The 19297-nt window shown below is 58.2% G+C and carries 18 protein-coding genes; 7 read left to right on the plus strand and 11 right to left on the minus strand.

The window, feature by feature from the left end; all coding sequences use genetic code 11:
* The first annotated feature begins 155 nt into the window (after nt 1–155).
* From U1763_RS20925 to U1763_RS20940, 4 genes are all read left to right on the plus strand, one after another.
* The gene (locus U1763_RS20925) at nt 156–425 is read left to right on the plus strand and encodes a mobilization protein (RefSeq protein ID WP_332756839.1); all 270 of its coding nucleotides are present in this window, start codon (nt 156–158) and stop codon (nt 423–425) included.
* Nucleotides 426–512: 87 nt separating this feature from the next.
* Nucleotides 513–1298, plus strand: a complete 786-nt coding sequence (locus U1763_RS20930) for a hypothetical protein (protein ID WP_332756840.1) — start codon at nt 513–515, stop codon at nt 1296–1298.
* Nucleotides 1295–3112, plus strand: coding sequence for a type IV secretion system DNA-binding domain-containing protein (locus U1763_RS20935; protein WP_332756841.1), 1818 nt, complete (start codon nt 1295–1297; stop codon nt 3110–3112). The genes U1763_RS20930 and U1763_RS20935 overlap by 4 nt, the downstream gene beginning before the upstream one ends.
* Nucleotides 3113–3807: 695 nt before the next feature.
* On the plus strand, nt 3808–4713 hold the full coding sequence (locus tag U1763_RS20940; protein WP_332756842.1) for a replication initiation protein: 906 nt from the start codon (nt 3808–3810) through the stop codon (nt 4711–4713).
* Nucleotides 4714–4862: 149 nt separating this feature from the next.
* Here U1763_RS20940 and U1763_RS20945 read toward each other — a convergent pair whose 3' ends face one another.
* On the minus strand, nt 4863–5144 hold the full coding sequence (locus U1763_RS20945) for a ribbon-helix-helix domain-containing protein (RefSeq protein WP_332756843.1): 282 nt from the start codon (nt 5142–5144) through the stop codon (nt 4863–4865).
* A complete protein-coding gene (locus U1763_RS20950; RefSeq protein ID WP_332756844.1) occupies nt 5144–5779 on the minus strand; it encodes a nucleotide-binding protein in 636 nt (211 codons plus the stop codon). The genes U1763_RS20945 and U1763_RS20950 overlap by 1 nt, the downstream gene beginning before the upstream one ends.
* Nucleotides 5780–6085: 306 nt before the next feature.
* On the opposite strand from U1763_RS20950, the gene U1763_RS20955 reads away from it, so the two are divergent.
* Nucleotides 6086–8911: a DNA methyltransferase gene (locus U1763_RS20955; RefSeq protein WP_332756845.1), complete on the plus strand. Its 2826-nt coding sequence runs from the start codon at nt 6086–6088 to the stop codon at nt 8909–8911.
* A gap of 31 nt (nt 8912–8942) precedes the next feature.
* Here U1763_RS20955 and U1763_RS20960 read toward each other — a convergent pair whose 3' ends face one another.
* Nucleotides 8943–9905: a tyrosine-type recombinase/integrase gene (locus tag U1763_RS20960; RefSeq protein WP_332756846.1), complete on the minus strand. Its 963-nt coding sequence runs from the start codon at nt 9903–9905 to the stop codon at nt 8943–8945.
* The gene (locus U1763_RS20965) at nt 9905–10186 is read right to left on the minus strand and encodes a hypothetical protein (protein WP_332756847.1); all 282 of its coding nucleotides are present in this window, start codon (nt 10184–10186) and stop codon (nt 9905–9907) included. Before U1763_RS20965 ends, U1763_RS20960 begins: the two co-directional genes overlap by 1 nt.
* 277 nt (nt 10187–10463) lie before the next feature.
* Here U1763_RS20965 and U1763_RS20970 point away from each other — a divergent pair, with 277 nt between their 5' ends.
* Entirely contained in the window at nt 10464–11321 is an 858-nt protein-coding gene (locus U1763_RS20970; protein WP_332756848.1) for a hypothetical protein, read from the plus strand.
* 94 nt (nt 11322–11415) lie between these two features.
* Nucleotides 11416–11925: a hypothetical protein gene (locus U1763_RS20975; protein ID WP_332756849.1), complete on the plus strand. Its 510-nt coding sequence runs from the start codon at nt 11416–11418 to the stop codon at nt 11923–11925.
* A 30-nt stretch (nt 11926–11955) separates the two neighbouring features.
* Here U1763_RS20975 and U1763_RS20980 read toward each other — a convergent pair whose 3' ends face one another.
* The 7 genes from U1763_RS20980 to mobQ form a co-directional block, all read right to left on the minus strand.
* Nucleotides 11956–13038 (minus strand): helix-turn-helix domain-containing protein, encoded by a 1083-nt coding sequence (locus U1763_RS20980; RefSeq protein WP_332756850.1) that lies wholly within the window; start codon nt 13036–13038, stop codon nt 11956–11958.
* Between the two features lie 11 nt (nt 13039–13049).
* Complete coding sequence (locus tag U1763_RS20985; protein WP_332756851.1) at nt 13050–13667, minus strand: hypothetical protein; 618 nt, start codon at nt 13665–13667, stop codon at nt 13050–13052.
* 304 nt (nt 13668–13971) lie between these two features.
* Nucleotides 13972–15120: a hypothetical protein gene (locus U1763_RS20990; protein ID WP_332756852.1), complete on the minus strand. Its 1149-nt coding sequence runs from the start codon at nt 15118–15120 to the stop codon at nt 13972–13974.
* 94 nt (nt 15121–15214) lie between these two features.
* Complete coding sequence (locus tag U1763_RS20995) at nt 15215–15853, minus strand: hypothetical protein (protein WP_332756853.1); 639 nt, start codon at nt 15851–15853, stop codon at nt 15215–15217.
* A gap of 411 nt (nt 15854–16264) precedes the next feature.
* Nucleotides 16265–16657 carry a PBECR3 domain-containing polyvalent protein gene (locus tag U1763_RS21000; RefSeq protein WP_332756854.1) on the minus strand — a complete coding sequence of 131 codons (393 nt, stop codon included), beginning with the start codon at nt 16655–16657 and terminating at the stop codon, nt 16265–16267.
* Nucleotides 16657–17127 carry a hypothetical protein gene (locus U1763_RS21005; protein WP_332756855.1) on the minus strand — a complete coding sequence of 157 codons (471 nt, stop codon included), beginning with the start codon at nt 17125–17127 and terminating at the stop codon, nt 16657–16659. The genes U1763_RS21000 and U1763_RS21005 overlap by 1 nt, the downstream gene beginning before the upstream one ends.
* A gap of 831 nt (nt 17128–17958) precedes the next feature.
* On the minus strand, nt 17959–19116 hold the full coding sequence (mobQ, locus tag U1763_RS21010) for a MobQ family relaxase (protein ID WP_332756856.1): 1158 nt from the start codon (nt 19114–19116) through the stop codon (nt 17959–17961).
* Nucleotides 19117–19297 lie beyond the last annotated feature (181 nt).

The following is a 19297-nucleotide window of genomic DNA, read 5'->3' on the forward strand; positions in this document are numbered from 1 at the left end:
AAGCGCTTGGGGAGCCGTCGGCGGGGCATAGCCCCTAGAGACCACGCACGTTGACACTCGTCAACGTATAAGCGTGCCCTTCACTCATTCTTCGCTTGGGACTGTTGACGCGGTTTGTGGTTCTATGACAGCTTGTACCCCTCGGGAGATTGCATATGGCGCTTACGCTCGAACAGAAAATCGCCGAGGCTCAGGCAAACCTCGCTCGCCTCAAAGACAAGGCACGCTCGGAAGACACTCGGCAGAAGATCATCGTCGGTGCAGCAGTAATTTCTCAGGCGCTACGATCCTCAAGCCTTGCAGGTAGGCTCCTAGCTATCCTCGAAGCCGAACCGCTGCGCGATCATGATAAAAAGGCGGTCGCGGACCTTATCGAAAGGCTCAAATCCAAGGCTGCCGAGGAGAGCAACCACGGTACCTCATAACGGTCTTCTACCGGCGTAAGACGCTAAAAACCTCGTGTAATACGCGACTTTCATTGCGCTCGGATGCAGCATCGAGAGGATAGCGCCATGACCGGAAAGAAACTGCATACGATCTCCGTACGGCTCGGTGATGACCTCTACGAAAAGGTTTGTTCCGTATCCCAAAGCCGTTTGCGGGATATGTCCAGCATCATCCGGGAAGCTCTCGACAGGGGACTGGATGCCATGGAACACCCGAATTACGAAACCCCGCCCGTCACCGATCCCTATTATGGGCAATATCGCGAGTTCGAGATTGGCGAGCATCGTATCGGCGTCGCGGTTACCCCATGGCGCAACGAGCCGGTGGTCATTTTCCACGACCTGAGAAGGCAGGGAGCGACGTTTGACCCGATCAATCTGCCTGCGCACCCCGCAACGGACGCCTACAATCGGCTAGAGGTCACGCGATATTATCACTGGGGCACACCGGAATTTCTCGAATTCTGCCAGGCCATCGGTCTGAACCCCGAGGAGATCAGACCCCGGTTTGCCGATGGCCATGACGCACTCGTGCAAAGATTGCTCGAACGCTCCAGTCGCTATGACGATTTCAAGGATTATGGCCCACAGGGAATTGGCCAATATCGCAACTACATTCACGATGTCCTGGATTTGATGAGATCGGATCGTGAGCCGACGGCCGAGACGTTTTTGCGCTGCTGCCGCGATCTCGTGGACTGGGAAGAGCAACCGGAGGCGTCCGAAATCAGGGCTTTTCTGCTGGAGTTTGACTACTGGCGCTGGTCGTGGGTTCGTAGCCATCCGCTCGATCGAAAAGATCAGGCAGACCCGATACCCTTTCCCTCGCAAGCCGATAGCAACGACCGATGACCGGCGGCCCGGGCCTGGGCCTTCGGATCGCCAGGCTGGTCGTGTTGGCGCTGCTCCTCATCGCCGGAATGGCGACGCTGATCTTCCCGTTCGTCGCCGGATTTCTCAAGCTTGGCATGGCACCCGGTGTAACTGGCTTTGGATCACTGACCGCTTGGATCGGGTTCGCTTTCGGCGCCAAGGGCCAGCCCGCCCACTGGTTCGCCTTCTGGTCGCACCTGAATCTCTACCTCGCTGGGGCCTATACCGCCGCTCCAGCCTATATCAGAGCCGTTACCGTCACCCTGGCACTTGCGGGAGCCTTGGGACTGCTCTGCGCCCTGGGGGTAGCCTACAGCCTCTGGTTTGCCCGGCCGCCACAACCGGCCGTCACCCGTCGGCATATGCGCGGCACCACCCTCATCGCCCGCACCGACATGCCGGCGTTCACCGCTACCCTGGTCGCTCGCGCGCTCAACCCGGCCGACGATCGCCGACGACGGCGCGACGAACGCGCGCTCGCCGCCATCAAGCCGAGTGGTGCCGATGTCCGTTTCATCCTCGATGATGCTCGCAAACAGGATCGTGAACTGACGAAGGCGGAGGCAGTTGCCGACGCCCGCATGAACCTGATCGGCGACGAGGCCGCTCGCCTGGGCCTGATACGCTTCGGCAGCCTGCCGATGCCACCCGATGTCGAGACCCTGCATAGCCTAATCTGTGCCAGCACCGGAACCGGCAAGACCGTGGCGCTCCGCCAGCTTCTCGGCGACATCCGACGCCGGGGGGAGCGCGCGATCGTCATCGATGCCGGTCACGATCTCTCGCGCTCGTTTCGCCGCGACGACGACCTGGTGCTGTCGTCTGGTGACGACGCTTCGCTGGGCTGGGATTTGCGCAACGAAGTCCGCCGCCCTTCCGAATGGGCGCGGTTCGTCGCGGCTAGCGTACCGGCGATAGGTAGCGGAGAGTCGGGCGAGTGGGTTCGCAAAGCACAAGCCTTCCTGACCGCGATCTGTGAACAGGTCGGCACGGAGACCACCAACCAAGAACTGCTGACGATCGCGACGGCTTGGTCGGCCACTGCCCTTGCCCCGATCCTAGAAGGCACGCCAGCCGCCTCGTTGCTGGCGGAAGGTGGCGACCGTTACCTGGTCAGCGTCCGCAACAATCTCGGCGAGCGTCTGGCGAGCTGGAAATACGGGAAGTCCGGAGATTTCTCGCTGCGCAGCTACATGACCGGCGACGATCGGCGTTGGCTGTGGCTTCCCTATCGCGACATGGAAAAGGGCACGCAGGGGCCGGCCATCGCTGCCTGGGTCGATATGCTTGTTCTAGCGGGGCTGGAACGCGCCGAACGGCCGGGCACACACCGGACCTGGATCATCATCGACGAGTTGGACTCGATCGGCACCATCGTCGGGCTGAAGGAAGCGGTAACACGCCTGCGCAAGAGCAACGTCGCGGTGGTCGCCGCGATCCAGGATTTGAGCCAGCTCGTCGAACGCTACGGTCGGGAAACCGCGCAAACCCTGTTCGGCTGCTTCTCCAACCGGCTCTTCCTACGTTGCACCGCCAGCGACCTTGCCGAGAAGGTCGCTAAGGAGCTGGGTGAGGCGGAGTTCGAGGAAACCCGCACCCAAACCGCTCGCAGTCTTAATCGCCAGTCGCAGAACCGGACGTCCAAGGGCGAGAACACCTCGCTATCCAGCCAATACACCCGCTCACCTGTCCAACTCGCGACCGAAATTCGCAACTTGCCCACTCGCACCGGGTTCGTGACGTTTGCCGGCATCAATCGCGTCATGCCAGTCAATCTTTCGGTCGGCCGATAGCATCGGTGGGCTTTTGTATACGCCTATACACTGCCGCAATTGATGCAGATGGAGAGCGAAAGGTGAGTTTTGGGGTATCGCCTCACCTTTGGTTTCACGTGTCGTAAGGCAAGGATAAGCTGCCGATCGAACTTGGCTACTGAAAAGCCATTTGCACGGTTCGTCTTGGTGATGGTGGATATGGTTCGGTGTGCCGGTCATCCTTGGTGTCGACGGCGTAGCCGCTGACCAATAAAGGCTCATCGGCCATAGGCCGATTCCGTTTTCGACGTTCCTCTCTGATGTTTGCCACGCTGCGACAGATGTGCCGGTGAAGCATCAATAAGGCTCTGACTTATCCACAGGTTTTGGTACCCAAAAGCTCACCTTTCGTGTTCAGATTCTAATATTCTTCTTAGATTCAAGATTCAGGGTCCCGAAACCCCCGGATTTCCGCCAGAAACAGCCTCGAAAAGTGAGTGTTGGGGCGGATTAGCGTGAGCTTTGGGGTACGGAAAAGTGAGCTTTTGGGTCGGTTGAAGTGAGTGTCGGGGCAGAGTCGGGTGAGCTTTTGGGTAGGAAGTTGGTCTTGACCGATCAACGGTGAGCTTTGGGGTATCCGTCTCCCTGCCCGTCGGCGAGCTAGAGAAGTTGCCAAGCTCACAATTCACGCTAAAGTGAGCCGCTAATCCGCCCCTCCTCACCGGACTTGCCATATGTCGTCCCAGCCCGCCGCTGTCGATCTGACCTTCCGCACGTTGACGCAGAAGGGTCGTGGCAACCCGTTTGATCCCGCCAATTACGGCGAAATCGTCAAGCCCGGCGAGTTGGTCGACATCGTCGAGCTAAGTCCTCTCACCCTCGCCGATCGCCGCATCTATAATCTGCTGATCGCCAACGCCTGGGAACGCATCGGCGAACCCGTCATTCACCGTATCACAAAAACGGCCTTGAAGGGGACGCACCAGGGCAACGAGCGCGTGGAAAGCTCGCTGCTGCGTCTAATGGGCACTATCGCGATCGTAACGATCCGCAAGGCCGGAAAGAGCTACAAGCGCCGCGTCCAGCTTCTCGGCCCCAGTGACGAAAGCGTCGAAAAGGACGGCTTCCTCCACTACCGGATTCCCGAGGAGCTAATCGAAATACTGCGGAACAGTGAGGTCTATGCCCGCCTCAAGACGCAGGTAATGTACTGCTTCGAATCGAAATACGCTCTCTGCCTCTATGAAATGATCGAGCGCCGCATCGGCCTCGAATACAAACAGAAGGAAGAGTTCACGATCGAAGAGCTGCGCGGCTTGCTGAACGTGCCGGAAGGCAAGCTCGAACGCTTCGCCGATCTTAACAAATACTGCCTCAAGGTCGCGGTCGGGGAAATCAACAAGCTCTGTCCCTTTTATGTTGAGTTCACGCCGATCAAGAAGGGCCGCAAGGTCGAGCGCGTCGCGCTCCATTGGTTCCCGAAAACGTCCAGCGGCAAGCGCGACGCCCAGAACCTGATCGACCAGCACAGCATTGTACGCCGCGCCAAGCTGCGCGGCGGTATCCCCGAGTTGCCGGTCCTAGTTGATTTTCAGCACGCCGACCAAAAGGTGAGCCCCTACCCCAAAACTCACTTTTAAAGCACGACCTACAGCAGGAGTCGCTTAAGGTAGCCGTTATGCGCAACGGCAGTAGGCTCTACTCAAGGGCCTCATCCTCCGAAAGCTACCCGTCTCGAAACCGCCACCTACGGCCATATCAAAGCGTATAGCCGTATACATATATACGGCTATACGCTTCGTGCGACGCGCCCCCTGCCCTTCTTGACGAACAGATCATCCAGCGCCTCGGCGAGCAGATTCTGCACCGTCGTCCCTTCCTCGGCCGCCAGAATGCGGAGTTGGGTGCTAACCTCGGGCGCGAAATGTCCACCGATCAGCTTCGTTCCCTGCCGTCCGCTCGACGTGGGCTTGGCGGAGGGTGCCGTGACTTCTGGCCCCGACGCTGCCGGCGTGTCGCCGCCCGCCTTCGCGCGATCAAGGACGGCCTGGAGTGCGTTCGGTTTTGCCATCATGCCACCCCCGCTTTGTCGTACAAGCGTATAGCTGTATACTCGTATAGCTTCTTGATCTCGGTTGCCGCCGGGCCGTGCGGCTCGAACTCTTGCACCGCCTGCCCTACCGCCTGCGCGCGGAAGAACGCCTTGCGGTTGCCGATCGTCACCGGGCAGACCGCAGCTCCCAGCTCCTCTACCGCCTTCATAGCGTCGCTCGTCTCCTGACCTTGGGGCGGCACGAACGTCAGCACTACGGCGAAGGCGCGATCTAGCTGACGCACCACGTCGAGCGTGTGCGTCATGCTCATGGTGTCAAACACGGCGGTCTTGGTCGGCACGAGTATGAAGTCGGCGTGGCGCGCCGCTTCGTAGGCCACGTCGCGCGCGACGGCCGCGCCGTCGATCACCACAAGGTCGGTGCCGGCGTCGGCACAAGCCTTGAGCATCGCCGCCAGCCGCACCGGCTGAATCGAGGCGACCGCCGGCGTGTCGAGCTGGCGCACGTCCTTCCAGAACGATGCCGTCGCCTGCGGGTCTAGGTCGATGATCGCAACCTCCTTGCCGGCCTGCTCCGCCGCAACGGCTAGGCACGTCGCAAGCGTCGTCTTACCGACACCGCCCTTCTGCGACAGAATGGCGAGAACCTTCATATACGCTCCTACGAGTATAGGGGTATACTCGTATACAAATATATATGGATAGGGAAGGGGCTTTCGTACACGGGAGCTGTCGCCGTACCTGATCGCTCCAACAACGACGTAATCCCATATCGTATAGGCGTATACACCATCCACTACCAACCCAGCCCTGCGAGCTATAAGCGGGTCTCGAACAGTGCTCGACTGAGAAGGGGCGGCGGCGTCCGTTCCGATTAGGATCGTGTTGGTAGACAGCGGGGTTTTAGGCCGGCACACCCCACGGCTATCACATTCATCGTCTAGGGGGACGGCGACCGCATGGCTCTGACTTGGTTGGAAATCAAAGGACGAGCAAAGGCGTTCGCAGAGGAGTGGAAGGAAGCCCATTACGAAAAGGGCGAGACCCAGACGTTTTATAACGAGTTTTTCGGAATTTTTGGTCTCCGGCGCAAGCAGGTGGCGACCTACGAGCAGCGCGTAAAGCTACTCTCCTCGAAGCATGGCTTCATCGACCTTTTCTGGCCGGGAACGCTACTGATTGAACAAAAGAGCGCGGGCAAGAACCTGATCACCGCACAAGGGCAGGCGCTCGACTACTTCGACGCGCTGCGAGTGGATCAGCAGCCTCGCTACATCCTCGCGTGCGACTTTCAGACATTCAAGCTGCTCGATTTAGAAACGGGCGTGGAGGACAACTTCACACTGGCGGAGCTTCACGAAAAGATCGAGGCCTTCTCGTTCGTGCTAGGGCGGCAGCGCCAGTTCCGCGTTCAGGCCGATGTCGATTTTGATGCAGCCGAGCTTATGGGTAGCTTGCACGACCAGCTTCAAGCGAGCGGGTACATCGGGCATGATCTTGAAAGATTGCTGGTCCGCCTGCTGTTCTGCCTGTTCGCGGACGATACCGGCATCTTTGAGCCGAAGGATATTTTCCTCAACCTGCTTGAGGAGGATACCAAGGAAGACGGCAGCGACACCGGGCGCGCGCTCATAGAGCTTTTTGACATCCTCGATACTGCCGTTCCGCAGCGCCAAACCAACCTGCGCTTGGAACTATCGCAATTTCCCTACATTAATGGTGGTCTGTTCGACGGTCATATTCGTACCCCGACCTTCAATAAGAAGATGCGCGCTACGCTGATTGAGGCGGCGCGGTTCAACTGGACCAAGGTGTCCCCGGCCATCTTCGGATCGCTGTTCCAGTCGGTGATGAAGAAGGAAGAGCGTCGGAAGAAAGGCGCGCACTACACCTCTGAAACGAACATCCTTAAGGTCATCGGACCGCTATTTATGGACGAGCTGCGCGCCGACTTCGCCCAAGTGATGGCTCGCAAGACGCACCGACAGACGCTCTTGAGAAAGTTTCAGGAACGGCTTGGTTCGATGAAGTTTCTCGACCCTGCATGCGGTTGCGGCAACTTCCTTGTCATCGCTTACCGCGAGTTGCGGCGGCTAGAGCTTGATGTGCTGCAAGCTCTGCGTAAACGCTCCGGCGTGATCGATTTTGAGGCGGTTCAGCAGACCGATCTGGATATCGCCGCGTTGAGCGTTGTCACGGTCAGCCAGTTCTATGGCATCGAGCTTGAGGAGTTCCCGTCACGAATCGCGGAGGTCGCGATGTGGATGACGGATCACCTAGCGAACAACGAACTGTCACTGGCGTTCGGCCAATCCTACGCCCGCATCCCACTCACCGAAAGCCCGCACATTCAGCACGGCGATGCTCTGGAAACGGATTGGGAAAAACTACTGCCAGCCGACGAATGTACCTATGTCATGGGCAACCCGCCCTTCATCGGCGCTAAGAAGCAATCGCCCGAGCAGCGTGCCCAAGTCCACCGGGTTACCGGCCTCGGTGGTAGTGGCGGTACTCTCGATTATGTGGCCGCCTGGTTCGTGAAGGCAGGCGCATATATCGGTGGACGCAACACCGGCATGGGATTCGTCGCCACCAATTCGATCTGCCAAGGCGAGCAAGTGGCACAGCTTTGGCCGGTTCTATTTGATAGGCACGGGCTGGAAATCGCCTTCGCTCACCGCACATTCAATTGGAAGACCGAAGCGCGCGGCACCGCCCACGTCCATGTCGTGATCGTCGGCTTGACTCACCGGAACGTCGAGCCTCCGGTGAAGCGCCTGTTTAGTTACCCAGACGCGAATGGCGATCCGGTCGAGACCGAGCACCGTGCCCTCACCGCCTACCTATTTGATGCGCGCACCGTCAACAATCGGCATCTCGTGGTCGTCGAGACGACAACACCCCTGACGCCACGCGCAGAGATCGTGTTCGGGAACATGCCGAATGACGATGGCAACCTGATCCTGTCGGCCGAGGAGCGGTCTGCCCTGATCGTCACCCACCCGGAAGCCGCTCCTCTAATCCGCCGCTTGCTGGGCTCAAAGGACTCCATCTCCGGCGGGACACGCTACTGCCTATGGCTGAAGGACGCCGATCCGCGCTTGCTGCGCGACATTGTGCCCATCGCCGAGCGCATCAAGCAGAACATGGAGTATCGAGGCAAGAGCACCCGCGCTGCTACTCGCAAGCTGGCTGCCTATCCCGGCTTGTTTGGCGAAATCCGTCACACTGAGGATCGGTTCATCCTTGTGCCGAGGCACTCAGCGCAACGCCGCGACTACGTGCCATTCGGTTTCTACGACGCCGAAAACATCGCGCACGATAGCTGCAACTTCATCCCGAACGCGACCGTCAGCGACTTCGCGATCCTCACCAGCAAGATGCACATGGCGTGGTTGAGCCACATCGGCGGTCGCATCAAGAGCGACTTCCGATACTCAATCGGCCTTGTCTACAATACCTTCCCGTGGCCCGACCTGACCCGACCTGCAATTGCGAAGCTGGAGTCACTTGGACAGGCCGTGCTCGATGCGCGTGGAGCATGGCCAAACTTGAGCCTTGAGACGTTGTATGATCCGACGTTCATGCCGCCAAATCTTCGGGCCGCTCATTCAAAACTCGATACGGCCGTGGACAAGCTTTACCGTTCCGAACCGTTTTCGTCAGACCGGGATCGCGTTGAACACCTATTCGGCCGTTATGAGCGACTGATCGATCCCATGGGCAGCACCGCTGCCGCGCAGAATCGGCGGGTCAGCCGGAGGAGAGCCGTCGAGGCAGGTTAAAGCGGCAAAGGGACACATTTCCGTGCGACAGCTATATCAATACTCGCTCGACCTCATCCAGCGTCACATCGTCATGACGGCGATCATAGAGCTGAGTAGTGCGTGTTGAGGCATGGTTCGCCATCACCGCGGCCTTCTCCAGCGTGCCACCATTCTTGAGATAGGCAGTGATGCCGGTTGCTCGGAACGAGTGATTGCCGATCGCTGTCTGGATTCCCGCTGCGGCCGCACGGCGCCGCACCATCTGAAAGGCATTGGCCTGGGGCAGGGGGGTCTCGCTCAGTCGCCCGGTCCCGCGCCCGATCGTTCGGAACAATGGCCCTTTGCGATCCTCGCGTAGATCGCACCCGTCGAGATACGCGTGGAGATATGCCTCCAGATTATGGTGGCACGGCATCTCGTGCCGCTTGCCGCCTTTCTCATGCAGCCGCGCCCAAAGGCGCCGATTCTGTACGAACACGTCTTCAACGCGCATTCCCAGCGCGGCACCGATCCGCGCAAACGAATAGACCATCAACCCAATCAGCGCCCGATCCCGCAAGCCTGCCGGCGTCGTCACGTCGATGGCGTCCAGCAGGCGCCGCGCCTCGTCGGGCGCGAGCACTGGCGTCTTGCCGCGCCGAACACTGTGCGCGGGGCCCCGCACCGATGCGGCCGGGTTCGTCGAGATAACCTGGCCGGTGACCAGCCAGTCGAACAGGTGGCGGACCCCGGCAAGGCGCTGCTTGACGGTCGGCACGCTCACCTCGAGCGCCAGCTGCTCGATCCAGGCCGCGACATGGAGGGGGGCCACTTCCGCGATCGACGCCACGCCGCGCATCTCGCACCATGCCAAAAACTCGCCCGCCGCCCGCGCATAGGCACGACGCGTATGCGCGTTTCGGATCGTAACCCCGAAAAACTCCAGGAAACGGAGCTGCGCACGATCGTCGGCCGTCGCGACCAGCGCCGGCAGCACGGACACGGGTGAACGCAGGGGGACAAGCTGGTTCATTACCGCTGCCTAACCAATGCTCCACCCGCGATCATCGTCCTCGCACCTGGAGCATCACGCACAGCATCGACCATACCGTGGACCTCGACATGGCCGCCCTGGTTGACCACCGCACCATTCACCATGCCGTGGATGACCGCCCGGCCACCCAGCTCGATCGTCACGTCGCCGTTGACCATGCCGTGCAGCGAAAGCGCGCCTCCGGACCGAACGGTGATGCTGCCCGCCACCATCCCACGGATTGCCTCGTCGCGATCGATCACAACGGGTCCATCTATCATGCCCTTCATCGTACCCCCTTCTATATCCGATAAAGGACATTATCGTACATATGGAATAGTGGAAAGGCGGTAGCAGCCGGGTCAGGCGGTTTTCAACCTTTTGTTGCACCGCAATCGGATCGGCTCCGCCCTATGGAACTTGCCGTAGGATCGCATTAGCCTGCTATTGAGCGGGAGCAGGGGAGAAGCTGATTTGGCGCGGCGAAATCGCAAAGACAAAGTGACGGTATCGTTTCACTATCTCACACGCGTTGTCGAAGATAGCGATGGCGAACCCATGAATATGCCGTTTTCTGTCGCAGAATTCAAAGAGGCGATGGATCGAATCGTAGCTACGCCGAAGATCGACACGTCAACACAAGAGGGTGTAGACAAGCTACGTTTCAGTCCAACAGTTCCAATAGATAATTTCACCGAGATTGAACCAAATTTATACTTTGGAACGTATCAAGGGATTTACACCGGTCACACTTATCAGAACACTGCAAAAGGTGAAATACCGTATAACAGCGCCAGCCTTAGAACCTTCTATTTCATGGCGTATTGGTCAAAACCTAAGGGACGAGTATACGTCGCTACTCAATATCTGGGTCAGTTTGGTGACTATACGGGCCTGAAGAATACGATATCGCGAGCATTTTCAAATAAAAAAGGCGTAGAGTCCCATTCATTTAGGAACAACTCAACGGCCTTTCAAAAAGTAAAAGCTAAGGAGATTTCTGTTGAATACATGAAATCTGGTTCAGATGCTGGAACAGCTAATTCTTTCGGAAACGTGGCAACGATTGTTTTAAAGCGCAGTGGTGATGGAAATGACTTCGCCGAAGCTACACGCAAACGTCTATTTTCTATATTTGATGGACCAAAGGATAAAATTAAGACAGAGGTAGCTAAGATTTTACGCGAAAATAGATTGACGTCAATTGCAGACAGTGACGTTATTAATTGTACTGTTCTGGCTGAGATAGACGGAGCGGAACGCAGATATCACTTCATAAATGATAGTAATTACGCCACACAATTTCACGTTTCTGTAGGAATGGACCTACATGGTCATCCTGAACCTACACAATTGCAAACTGCAATGCGTAATATGTTAATGGATGAGATCCTAGCTAAGTCTGAAAATGTTTAGCATTTCGGAGATATTCCGTCGAGACGCTTCTACATACTATGAGTATGAGAGCAGCAATCGTGTCGGGCGTGCTAGAACTATTATTTTATTTGTTATGTTCGGTTTATTTATAGGTGCTACAGTAAGCGAGGCATCGAACGACTTTCTAGCAGGTGCGCTTTCGGCGGAAGCCATTCTTGTCGGCTTCAGCTTTAACGTATTGTTCTATCTCGTAGCAAATCGTCTGACGAAGCCAGCCACGTACGCTAGTATCGAACATGAACTTCGGTTCAAGCGACTGTCTAAGTTATCAGATGAGGTGTTCGACAACGTCACCTACTTCAATCTTGTGGCGATTGGCTCGGCAGTTGTATCTCTAACGTTGTTGCTCATCGGATCAGACGGTTTAAACGCTAATCTTCATAAGATTTCGGAATTCATTCAATCTCGAACAAGTATTACTGCTGAGACGCTTAGTTGGTCTAAATGGATAGCACGCTCTTTCGGCTTGGCTGTGCTCATATTTTTGCTCGCGGAAAGTATATACACCTTTCTCAGGGCAGTAGGCCGGGTCCGTTTCTATTTCGGAATGCTAAAAACGATGAACGACGACGTCGATCCCTAAGGCTGAAGATCGATGAGTGCTGCCGCAGCTCTATAGAATGCTCGATACTAGACGCGGACCTCTTGATACTTTCTGGTCGTCGGCAATGGGGGCAGCGCCTCCGGTCAAGCCGAACACGAGGTTATCCAGCTCAGCGATCGGAAGTCCAAGTTCGCTTGCAATCCGATCTCGGGTCGTACGCTCGCTCCACAACTGCGCAAAAATTTTCTGCCAGAGCACGGACTGCTCGGGTTCGATCGGCTCAGGCTCGACCTTGGTATAGCCCTTCTGCTGCATCTCGATACAAAGGCCACGATACTGCCAGTCGGAAACGCGTCCCAGCTTGTTGAGGCGATAAGCGAGCGCCGCAACGGACACCTTCCAGCGCTGCTTGGCCCGGACTAGCTGTTGAAGGCTTGTCACCCCCGGCACCCGAGCGAGCACATCCGCTTCCGGCATGAGAAGAGCGGATGCGAATGTGTTTGCTTCCACCTCGGCTGCACGGCCGACACCGCCCCCGTGGCGATGTAGCACTAGATGGCCTAGCTCGTGCGCTGCATCGAAGCGGGTGCGCTCAGCCGACTTGTTGAGGTTCAAAAAAACGTAGGGCACGTCCCCTCGCCAGCACGAGAAAGCATCGATGCTGCGCGTCGTTTCGGCCAGAGAGAAAACTCTGACGCCCTTCGCTTCAAGCATCTTCACCATGTGGGAGATCGGCGCCTCGCCCAAAGCCCATTCCTGCCGAACGATCCTGGCAGCCTGGTCAGGGCGTGTTTCAGGATCGAGCAACGGTATCTGGCATTCTGGCCGGTTGAAACGATGCGCGATCCAGTCACAGAAGCCGAAGGCAATCGACCCCGCCGCTAAAGCTGCATCGCGCTCGCGAGCGGTCATGGCGGTAAGGCTCCGAAAGCTCGCGCCTTCCGTCAGGCGCTCACAGTCATCCGCAAAGAAGAACGACTTTGGAAACTCTAGAACACGGGCGAGCGCGTCAACGGTTTCTGGCTCCGGCTCGGATTCGCCTTGCTCAAGGCGCGTGATGGTCAGCGGTACCCGCCCGATGAGTCCGGCGAGCTCTTTCGCCGACAAACGGCGCCGTTGCCTCGCAATTATGAGGCGCTGTGGATTGAACATTTAGACGGTCACTAGGCTCTGCGAGTTACATCGACGTCAAAATCAGGCCCGACTTCGTCATCAGGCATCTGCACCATATCCCAACCACCCGGCCCGACGATGATGATGCGCTCGTGGAAGCCGAGAAACTGGCGTTCCTCGATCGCACACGGGAAAGAAAGCTCTACCCTGACATCATCCCCGCACGCTTGGACGAACAGGTAGTAGCAAGCCGCTTTAGCACGCCGCTCCTCTGCTTTCGCCATCTCGGGAAACAACTCGCCTTGGTTGGAGGCGACATAGTGTGCCGACGCTGGCCCTTTGTCTGACGTTGCGAGCGGATCGTAATGCTCCTCGCCAGCACGATCGGCATTCTGGAAGGCAATGCGCACCCCGCTCTCAGGGTTATAAACGCTCTCGATCCCGTTTTCACGACTACGCTGCCACCGCTTCCTGCCAAGAATATTGCGCATGGTTCCGGTGCCCTCGATCCAAGAGAGCAAACCAGCGGCGGTAGCTGGATGGTCGAGCGTCGCTGAACGGCGAGCGCCGACAGCCGATCGGGCAATGGCGATCAAATCGGCGACGCTCACGCCGATCTCTTCAAGTCTCGTCTGTACTGCCAACGCTTCGACTAAGACCGGCATCATGCACCCATGTTGATTTTTTCAAACTCGTTTGTGAGCGTGCGGCCTGGGATGGTCAAGGAATATTTCATGAACATCCTGGGCTAAGCCGGCAGGGCTACAAGCCGCATCATCTCCTGCGGTCGCGGTCGAACCGACACTGGACACCTCAACCTCCTGATCGAGACGCCGAGAATCGAGATAAGCCGGTCAATCGTGAACCGTCCCAAGTTGACGTTGCGGATGCGCGAGAAGTCCGCCGCTATAATGCCGGTAGGCCTCGTTTGGTGTCACAACCGAGTGGTCTGACACCGACCGCTACGTAAGGTCAGTCGCAATTTGGCGGCAAGAGGTGCGCTTCAACCTGCCCGGATATCACCGGATCCAGCTTGTCAGCTTCTTGGTCGGCCCAATTGCGCCATTCAGCTAGCTGGGTTGCTGACATATCCAACCGACCGTCGGCAACAGCCATGGCCACTCGCGCGGTCAGGCTCCGTAGGTTTTCCGCCTCTGCCAATAAACGACCGCTCTCGATCAAGGCTGCACTTCGATCAGCATTGGCCTTCGCCAGTCGTTCCTGTCTGCGCCGTTCGGCTGCGACACGCTCGCGCTCCGCCTGCTCCTCGAGTTCGCGTAAGTGCTCCCGGTAGGCCCGCTCGCCCTCGACGATCAGACCCGCCGTAATCTCAGCGATTTTGGACTCCAGCGTACCAGCGGCGTCATCCTGCCAGGACGCATTTCCTACAGTCAGCCTGAGCTTCACAGAAGCCGACCGTTTCGGGTCGGGACGAGGCGCGGTGTAGCGATTGTAGATGCTGGCTTTCCGGCCAGCTTCATCGAGGTTCACCGATACGCGAGTGTCACCGATGAAGGCCGAGAATTCGGTGTGATGGTCCTGCCGATCAGAACCGGCGTCATGACCCTGGCGGGTGAGTGTCAGAAACAACGCGTTGAGGATGCGGAGGCGCCGCTTCTCGAACGGGCTGCCATAAAGGATGTTGGCTGTATGCCATCGGTTCTCAGCTGCTTTCGCTTGCTCCTTTTCATCCTGCGCCAGCAACATCCGGATCGCGGGATGCGGATTCGTAATTTTCGCCGCAGAGGCAGGACGGCCGACCGCCTTCAATGTCTTGGCGCGCAGCTCCTCTAGATTCTCAGGAACCTTGGCCGATGCAAAGGGACCAGCCGACGACGGAAAAGCGGCTTCGGGCAAATGGGCAAGTCGACGATCAACTTGGATATAGGGACGCTTTCCTGGTCCACGGGCCGGCGCCGCAGGTGGCTCTGGTACCGATCGTCCTGCATGAACGCGGTTCCAGTGGCCTTGCGGGGGACCAAATACGCCATGCGATTTTAGCAACTTCTTGAGGCCCACGTCCGACAGGCCCACTTGCGCTGCAAGCTCACGCATCGGCGCCGACCAGGCAAACGCGATTAGATTATCGAGCGTGACACGATGATAGCCCCAGCCATACATTCGTCATGGGTGCCAGACCGCCCCGATCTAGGAAAGCCGTAAGACGCTGCCGTCGCAACGGTGCAATCGTTCGTTTTGCCACGCTGGCTCACTCTTACCGCCGCGATGGCATCTGACGGTTTATACCCAACTCGCGATCGAGCGCCCTGCGTGCCTTGGGACCGAGATTGCGACTGGTATCCGCCCGCCGGCCTATGATGATCCCCTGAGGCTCTGCTTCCCGACCACGGGCGTAAAACTCGGCAAGGGCTGCTGTCGTGCCTTTCACCAAGTATCCCCCCAAGTGCGCCCGGCTGCGGGTAATGTTAATCGTCTCCGCTCCGCCGATAATACCTCCTGCGGTTGCCTCGACCCATGACCAGATGCGGCGCTCGAAATCCGCAAATCGCGTTGCTGGAATGTGGACTGCCCAGTGGACATGCACATTGTGCGGGTCGCCCGGCTCGATGGTCATGAAGGCTCGACCGTCCCGCACATTTTCAAAGGCGAAGGCATAGGTCGGAGCAAAGGCCATCCCACTAGTACGACTTGGACGCGTGGCCCATTTATTGAAATGCGAGCGCCTGAGTCGGGAGAATGATGCCGTTGCCTCGCGAGGGCTGATCGCCGTCCGAGCATAATTGATCGTCACCATATGTGTGAACGGCAGGCCGATGCGACGAGCCTGTTCCTCGGCATAGTAGCTAGTCTGAGCTGCCTTAGCGCCGATGATGGTAGATACGTGCTTCATCACCAGGGATTGTCCCTAACAGGCGTACATAGAACTAGATGTAGTAGCACTCCTAAAAAGGCTCAGCAATGTTGTTCTCGGTTCGTTCGGTTAGACTGTAAGCTAGCGCATTCTGCGTGGTCACGGCCGGGGGCGCACGCGATATGATCGCAACAAGCTGGGAAGGCTGTGGCTGGATCTCCGCTGTCAGGATCTTATCATTCAACTGTAAGTTGACTCTTTATCAAGTGGCCGCCATGTAGGGACGGTAAGGCTTCAGAGGTGAGAACAGCCTCCTCACACACCACATGGGCTGCGGTTCGTGCGGTACAGTAGCTCCTTCGGGGGTGAAGTGATCCGGGTTTGGGCACCCCGGCTGACGCCACCAGAAACCTCAAGGGCCTCCTGCTAGCGCAGGGGGCCCTTTTTATACGCTCAGAACATAAGCTTGAGGGTTCCCTTTTCCCTCCGGTTCGCGATTTTCTGTTCAGAGATTGGATAGAAGGACGTCACGTTATACCGCCCCGCCGCGTCGAGGGTGATCTCGATCGCGACGAGAAGCGCGTTAGGGGCCCCCAGCGGCTGTCCTACAAGCTCGATTTTGCCGTCGTTCTTAAAATCGTCCCTGACATAGAGTGGGGATTGCACGACTGCTGCAACGTGCGGAAAATAGACCGGAAACTCCTCTGGATGCCGCTTCAAGGCATGTTTTTGCGCGTTGATAGGCATCACAACGACTCCCGGATCGAGTTCCAAGTCGAGAATTCGGTTTATAAGATCCACTGGCAGTTCGCCGAACTCGAAAGGGCCGCTACGTTCTCGCGTCATCAAGCGGCCTTCGCTGGTCGCTTCAGCCGAATCCGCTTTTTAGGAGCTGGCTTCTCTTCTTCATCGTCCTCACCGACCGGCGGAGGGATCAACTCCCCTTTGTCGTCAATGTCATCGAGATCGAAGGCTCCGATCTCATTGGCCCGAATAACCAGCGCTCGATATTTGTCCTCGGCAACGTCGCCTCGGACATAGGCACGCTTAATGATATGATACGGGTTGAAGAACACGGCATAGGACATATCGCCCAGCGGACCAGACTTTAGGTCGATGAAACCAAGCTCGGCCAAGCGCTTTACGCGATCTCTCCAAGTGCGAACTGCTCGTTGTCCTGTAAACCCCGCATAGAAAGCCATTTCCTCTGGCCTATTTAAAGTCAGGAACAGCTCGTCGTACAGTCGGCACCACATCTCGAAATAGGTCTGCCCTACGGGGAAACCCTTTTCGGAAAGGCCGTCCATGATGCTCATGATCAGTGGCATGGCACGAGGGACGGTAGCGAACCCATCCCGCTCCGTTCGATCCCAAAGCATGTGATTGGTGATTTCGGGCCATATCTTGGCCCTAGCTTCCAACTGTCGTGCTAGAATGGTCCGTGTCTTGGCCACATATTCCCTTTCGAAGGTGGGCTGGCTTTGGACACCAGCCCTGGTAGGCATTCGAGCACCAGCTTTGGACACCGGCCCTTTAATTCGGGGGCGGCTATGGACGCCGCCCCCTTCGCTCAACCTCACGCCCGTCGCATCACACAGGCGCTTCAGTGATCAAGTCCGGGGGTGGAAGCCGGTCTTCACTTGGTCTCGCGATGGCTCTTTGTCTCACATCCTAAAAAACGACTCAAGTGCATACGGCAACCGTTTTCAGGTTGACCATGCTGTATATAGGAACGATTTACATACTGAGAAGAGTTTTAAAAGCGATCTCACATAGTGAGTTCGCATTTTTCAAAACTTAGGTGATGCTATACATCAGATATATAGTAGTTTTCTAGCCATTCTCCGGTGATGCGGTGATGCGGTGATGTGGTGGTGCCGTGATGCGGGTGATATGGTGACGCGGTGGCGGAGGGATTGCCAAGGGAGGATCGCCCTGTGAATGGCATCGCTGCCAATGCAGCCTATTCGAGGTGCCGTTCACCCCTCGATGACGGTTGCCCGATAAGGAGGAGTGGCCCCACCCTCTTCATGTGCCGGCTGCGGGCGAAGGACTCGTTGAATGGAAGGCCGTTGACGCCGGCGCGGAAGCAACGCCAGTTTTGGGCGCCTCCTTCAGAATAGCTCGATCACTATCCCCCAGCTGCCTTACTCCTGCCCCTGCCCGTCACTCGGGCGCGATGGCGCCTGAGCCTGAGCCTGAGCCTGAGTGATCTCTCTGCCACGTTGTAGACGATCAGCGCCTGACGTCGCCTGCCCGGCCTGAGCGACCTGACTGGCACGTTGAAGCAGCTCGGCCGCAGACGTGGGCATAGCGCCGTCCTGGCTCGCCTGAGCAACCTGAGCGGCTTCTCTGCCCCGCTGCAACCGATCGGGCGCATCGCCGCTAGCGCTGCGCCCCGGCGGCTCCTGCTGCCCTGTCCAATGCCGCCACGTCTGAGAGGCCCGCTGCGCCAGGTCCTGTGCAAACACTCGCACCGCCTCCAGCCGCTCGGCCGCGATCGTCCGCACCTCCGCTAGCCAGCCCCCGCGATCGGTAACCGGCTCATACGCTGTCCCTGCCGCTTCGGCCGACGCGCGCGCCTTCTGCTCCATGTACCAGGACGCCCGGAGGTAAGGCGATGGCTCGCGATCCATCTCCGCTGCCCGCACCTCCAGCGCATCGCGCCGCTCGCCTTCGGGCTCGGCCGACGCGTGAGCCTGTGCGTCCGCTCGTTGCGCGGCGAGCGTGCGGTGATCGATCCGCGTGTCCTCACCCGCCTCGGCGAGCTGCGCGTTCGCCTGATGCGCCCACTGCTCCCGCCAGTGGACCAGCAGCTCGTCGCTGTTCCAGTCGCGCACTTTCAGTCCGAACCCGGTCTCGTCGATCGACCGCATGGTGAGCATCACATGCGCGTGCGGCTGAGGCTGGCCGTCGCTGCCGGTGTGATCGTGCAGCGAGAAATCCGCCACCATCCCCCGCGACACGAACTCGTCGCGGACGAAGCCACGAAGCAGCGCAATCTGCCGATCCGCGTCCAACTCGCGCGGTAGAGCAAGCTGCACCTCGCGGGCGAGCTGGGCGTCCTTGCGCCGCTCGCCCGCCTCGACCGCGTTCCACAGCTCGGCGCGATCCAGCGACCAATCTGGCGCCCCCTCTGGCGCCATGATTTCGCTATGCTGGATGTCGGACTTGCGCGTGTAATCATGCACGGCGCCCGTCCGCTCATCCAGCAATTCTGCACCTGCGCGATAGGCCGCAGCTGCAACCGACGAGCGCCCTTTGGAGCGCGAAATCACGGTTGCGGCAAAGCGGAAGATCGCCACTTACGAAACGTGGTCCAGCAGCAAGATGCTGGCCGGAGTTTGAGGCGGGAGCCTCATAGCGCGAAAGCGCTTGGGGAGCCGTCGGCGGGGCATAGCCCCTAGAGACCACGCACGTTGACACTCGTCAACGTATAAGCGTGCCCTTCACTCATTCTTCGCTTGGGACTGTTGACGCGGTTTG

This window comes from Sphingomonas sorbitolis, from assembly GCF_036663875.1.
GTDB lineage: Bacteria > Pseudomonadota > Alphaproteobacteria > Sphingomonadales > Sphingomonadaceae > Sphingomonas.